The organism is Microvirga roseola, from assembly GCF_020866965.1.
In the GTDB taxonomy this organism is placed as follows: Bacteria; Pseudomonadota; Alphaproteobacteria; order Rhizobiales; family Beijerinckiaceae; genus Microvirga; species Microvirga roseola.
The window spans coordinates 1-5,135 of record NZ_JAJATX010000113.1 but is presented as its reverse complement, the minus strand read 5'-3'; the positions used below and the strand labels follow the sequence as shown (position 1 = coordinate 5,135).

5 protein-coding genes are annotated in these 5,135 nt (G+C 58.2%); 3 read left to right on the top strand and 2 right to left on the bottom strand.

Going from position 1 to position 5,135, the window contains the following annotated elements; translation table 11 throughout:
• Positions 1–130: 130 nt before the first annotated feature.
• A complete protein-coding gene (locus LG661_RS24130; protein ID WP_230534541.1) occupies positions 131–955 on the top strand; it encodes an IS630 family transposase in 825 nt (274 codons plus the stop codon).
• A 277-nt stretch (positions 956–1,232) separates the two neighbouring features.
• Here LG661_RS24130 and LG661_RS24125 read toward each other — a convergent pair whose 3' ends face one another.
• Together LG661_RS24125 and LG661_RS24120 are read right to left on the bottom strand one after the other, a co-directional pair.
• Positions 1,233–1,970, bottom strand: a complete 738-nt coding sequence (locus LG661_RS24125) for an adenylate/guanylate cyclase domain-containing protein (protein WP_230534540.1) — start codon at positions 1,968–1,970, stop codon at positions 1,233–1,235.
• A gap of 112 nt (positions 1,971–2,082) precedes the next feature.
• Positions 2,083–3,015, bottom strand: coding sequence for a hypothetical protein (locus LG661_RS24120; protein ID WP_230534538.1), 933 nt, complete (start codon positions 3,013–3,015; stop codon positions 2,083–2,085).
• A gap of 268 nt (positions 3,016–3,283) precedes the next feature.
• Between LG661_RS24120 and LG661_RS24115 the strand changes: the two genes are divergently transcribed.
• Both LG661_RS24115 and LG661_RS24110 read left to right on the top strand, forming a co-directional pair.
• Entirely contained in the window at positions 3,284–3,946 is a 663-nt protein-coding gene (locus LG661_RS24115; RefSeq protein ID WP_230534537.1) for a peroxiredoxin, read from the top strand.
• 71 nt (positions 3,947–4,017) lie between these two features.
• A complete protein-coding gene (locus LG661_RS24110; protein WP_230534536.1) occupies positions 4,018–4,941 on the top strand; it encodes an MBL fold metallo-hydrolase in 924 nt (307 codons plus the stop codon).
• Positions 4,942–5,135 lie beyond the last annotated feature (194 nt).

Sequence of the window (5,135 nt, the reverse complement as noted above, 5' to 3'; positions counted from 1 at the left end):
GGGCGCAGGAGCACGCGGTAAAGGGTAGCTTCACATGGAGGTTCGAAACGCGCTAAAGCGCATTTAATCTGGGCGTGAATCCATTTGGGTGGTCTGTGCGTTGACTGGGATATGGCCCGGGAGGCAAGCCGTGCCCCAGCCCTATTCTCCTGATCTGCGTGAGCGTGTTCTGGTCGCCTGTGCGCGTGGCGACCTTCCTCAGGTCGAGATTGCCCGCCGTTTTCAGGTCTGTCCCGCTACCGTGTCGAACTGGCGCCGCCAAGAGCGCGAGGAGGGCCGGCGTGACGGTGTGTCTGGCGGTGATCTGCGAGGCGCTCAAGCGGCTCAAGCTGCGTCCCAAAAAAAGACCCTTCGGGCGGCCGAGCAGGAGCGGCCCGAGATTGCCGCCGAGCGCGAGGCTTATCGCCAGCAGATGAGCGACATCCCCGCGGACCGCCTGGTGTCCCTGGACGAGAGCGGCGTCGCCACCAGGATGGCCCGGACCCATGCACGAGCCCCACGCGGGCAACGCGCCTATGGGTCAATCCCGCTCGGCTCGTGGCAGCGCCTGACGGTGTTGGGCGCACTCGCCTGTGACGGTCTGGTGGCCAGCATGAGCATCGAGGCGTCCACCTCCACGCCGGTGCTGCTGGCTTATCTGGAGCAGGTGCTGGTGCCGGCCCTCAAACGCACGAAGCCGGATGCCATCTTGGTGATGGACAACCTGCGCCCGCATCACGCGACAGAAGTGCGGGACCTGCTCAATCGGGCTGGGACTGGACTGCTGTACCTCCCCCGCTACTCACCCGAGTTCAACCCAATCGAGCCCGCCTGGGCCAAGGTGAAGGAGCGGCTTAAGGCAAAAGCGCCTCGCACTCTTGAGGCCCTGGAAGCGGAACTCAAACCAGCCCTCAACACCATCACCGCAAAAGATGCCCGAGGCTGGATCAGGCATGCCGGTTATGCTCTACACTGAAACCAAAAGTGCTTTAGGATGCTGAGGCATCAATGGCGGATACAGAAGGGTAGCCCAGCCCTCACTGGTGAACGTCTGGTGATGGCACGCTTGAGACGTAAGCTCGAAGGCAGCAATCCTCATCGAAGCGGACGTTCTCAAATCGCAGGGAATCTCGGTTCCTGACCCTGAGCGGACCTTCGGCGACCGACTCGATTGCCCACAGGAATGTGCTAAACACTGAGTATCAGGTTCAACGGGATTTTTTGGAACTTTGTGGTCTCACAGTGAGCTTTAATCAGGCGGCATAAAGCCTTACAGGAGCATCAAATCCCTTTAGACTATATTCTCGTCCGTCACCTCCAACCACATCGGGACCGGCCCGATGCTGAACGGCTTGGGTGACCAGTATCTGGCCTGCGTCAGCTGCCGATTGGGCGCGAGCGGCCGTGTTTACGACCGTTCCAATCGCAGTCAGATCACGCAGCGATCGACCGAACTCGCCAAAGCTGGCGAGGCCGGAGTCTATGCCGATGCCGACCCCAAGTTCACTCCTGCCAGGTCCAGCATTCTCAGCCAGGAGAGGCTCCCGTCGGGCACTGCAGCGACGCTGGATCTCGTGCGCCGCTAGCAAAGCCTGTCCGGCGTGATTGTCGTGGCGGATAGGAAAATTGAAGATGGCCATGACGGAGTCGCCAACCGTCTTATTGAGAAGGCCGTCGTACTCCCAGATAGCCGCTGCACATTCATCGTAAAAGGCGTCGAGAATCGACGAGACAGAGGCGGGCGAAAGCGACTGCGCCAGGGCCGTATAGCCTCTTAGGTCGGCAAAAAGCACAGACACGTCGACCGTGATTTTGCGCGCTTTCATAACCCGCGTGAACATCAACTCGCAAACTGTGCAGGTGTTCGGGTTCATCCGGCTGGGACGAATACCAAAGGCTTTGAAGGGAACGGAAGCCAAACCACGCAGCGGTATAGGGACGCGCATCTGCTGCCAGCAGCCCTTGCAGATCTTTGATGGAGGGGGAGACATCTACTCAACCCTTTCCGAATTCTTGGGATACAGAACTACAGCGCCCATAGGATACTCCAGATTTAACTGAAGCCCTAGTCAACACCGGCTACTGAGCCCCTCGTGGAGTTGTTCAGGTATTGCTGAGCCGGTCCAGCAGGAGTCCAAGAGCACCAACGCTTTCTGGTGTTGCCTCCAGCAAGCCTGCCCCTCCTTCCGGTAACAGAAATGCTTTCATATGTTCGGCGCAGCCTAGACATTCGTCCTCTGGGCCATAACCGAGGTCGGCTAGCTCACGGCCAATGAGGTTCCCCAACGGCTCCAGATATGTGGTGCGGCTCCTCTCAGAGGTGTCGGGCGCTGAGTGGTCGCGAATAAAGAGAATACGTGAGGCACAAGGGCGAGCACCGAGGTCATGCAAAGCCGAACCGCTGAACACACCTCCAATCAGGTTAGCTGGCGGTGATGGAACGCAAAGCGCAAATAGATAACATCTGCCGCTTTCACGGCAGACAGCCATAGTTTGAGCGGTTCGCCCGTCACAGATCACTGCTCCATCCATTAAGACGACTCGTCCAAAAAGCGCTTCTGAATAAGTAAGTCTCAGCCCCGACGTGCCGTTTCGACTGATTTCGACTTGTCCAAGAATGAGCTTACCGGATTGTGCCTGCGACCATGCCAGAGATAAAGCAAGATAACGGCCAATAAGAAGTTGGTTGATGGACCATGCGCCTCCATCCAGAGGGAGTGCAGAGGAGGCCTGTCCGGTTGAGGCCGCCTCGCGCATGAGTTCAGCGAGTGTCGTAATCGGAACACTGTGATGCGCCGAGAGAGAGGTGGCGAACTCTTCAAAGGACGACGCCGCAATGAAGGAGCCGGTAAGATCCCCTCCAAGGATTCGAGCCCACTCATCGTAGACCTGAGATACTCGCGGCGCTGACTTGCCGCCCAACCACTTATAGGCGTTCTGTAGAGTAAAGGAGGTGGCCGGGTTCACAGCCGAGAAACGACGACACAGATCTTTGGGCGAAATTCCGAGCGCCACAAGTGTTAGCTTGAGTTTCAAGGCGACCAGAGGCCCGGCAGCTCCTACTCTCGTCGGGCGCGTGACAGAGTTCTTTCCTCCTATGTTATGTCGTATCATCTACCAATGAACTTTCTTCTCGCAGCCATAGAAAGACAAGGCGATTTTCGCGGCCAATATGCATGGACTTGGTCGCAATTTCCACAAAGCTCCGAAAAAAGCAGAAGATTTCCACGGACCCGCTCTTCCTGAGCTGTCAAGGTGCCGATCGAGTATACGTCGGTATTCATCATGCAAGGACGAGAACACTATGACGATCCAGATTGGCGCCGTCGCACCCGATTTCGAGGCCGAGACCACGCAAGGGCACATCAGTTTCCACGAATGGATTGGCGACGCTTGGTGTGTGCTATTTTCCCACCCAAAAGACTTCACTCCGGTCTGCACCACCGAACTTGGCTACATGGCCCGCATCAAGCCTGAATTCGACCGGCGCAATGTGAAGATCATCGGGCTCAGCGTTGATCCGGTCGGCCATCACGCCCGCTGGGCAGAAGACATTCGCGAGACGCAGGGATACGCGCCGAACTACCCGATGATCGGCGACTCCGATCTGACAGTTTCGAAGCTCTATGGAATGCTGCCGGCCAGTACCAACGGAAGCTCGGAGGGGCGGACGCCAGCAGACAACCAGACCGTCCGCAACGTGTTCATCATTGGCCCCGACAAGAAGATTAAACTGCTGCTGGTCTACCCAATGACCACGGGACGTAACTTCGATGAAGTTTTGCGTGTCATCGACTCGCTCCAGCTTACGGCTCAACATCGGGTCGCAACCCCAGTGAACTGGCAACCGGGACAGGATGTCATCATTGCTGGCTCTGTGTCGGATGACGAGGCGCGGAATATCTACCCGCAGGGGTGGCAAGCTCCGAAGCCCTACATCCGCATTGTGCCTCAGCCGCAATCCTGAGCGCGAGCGTTCCCTGCAGGCTTGCGGCAGCTTAGCGGTGTAGCGAGTCTAGGCTACCACGGAGCGATACCATGAACTCAACGAGCCTATCTCGGTCGGCCCCTGACCTGCTCGCATGCAAGCCACAGGTGGATGCCTTCTTTGATCAGCGCACCTGCAGTGTTCAGTATGTGGTGTCCGATCCCGCCTCTGGAGCCTGTGCCCTGATCGACCCGGTGCTCGATTATGACGAGAAATCGGGGTGCACGGCGACGACCTCCGCGGATGCCCTGCTCGCCTTCGTGCAAGAGCAGGATCTCACGGTTGAATGGATCCTGGATACGCACCCTCACGCAGACCACTTCTCGGCCTCTGGATATCTAAAAGATCAGACGGGCGCCACGACAGCCATTGGCGAGCAGGTAGTTGCTGTCCAGCGGCTCTGGAAGGAGATTTACAATCTTCCCGACGGCTTCCCAACAGACGGTTCGCAGTGGGACCGGTTGTTTGCCGATGGTGATGTGTTCCGGATCGGAGACATGGACGCGAGTGTTATGTTCTCGCCTGGGCATACCCTGGCCTCTGTGACCTACGTGATCGGAGATGCCGCCTTCATCCACGACACGTTGTTCATGCCGGACTTCGGCACGGCGCGATGCGACTTTCCGGGCGGGGATGCCCGAGCGCTGTGGCGAACGATCCAGAGTATCCTCTCCTTGCCGGAGCACACCCGCCTGTTCTCCGGCCACGACTACCGGCCCGGGGGGCGCGCCGCAGCTTGGGAGAGTTCAGTAGCGAGTCAGAAAGCCCACAACACTCACCTCAATCAGGCTGGAACTGAGGAGCAGTTCGTTGCTCTTCGCAAAGCACGAGACGCGATGCTGCCAATGCCCAAGCTCATCTTGCACGCTCTCCAGGTGAACACGGCGGGCGGTCGATTGCCTGTGCCTGAGGGCAATGGGCTACGATACCTTAAAATCCCGCTCGACGCACTACCGTGCGCCGTTTGGGAATAGCTGGCAGAGCAGGATTCTGAGCGTTGCCTATGCAGGGGAGGTGAGCGCACGCGCTCAGAAGGATGCGCTCAAGAGTAACTTCATCTGGGGTTTCTGCATACGATAGACTCCGGGACGATTGGCCAGGCGGTGTCTAGAGCGGATTCGACTTAGACGGGCTCATATCCGCATTTCCTGAGGTAGTTCCTGCACTC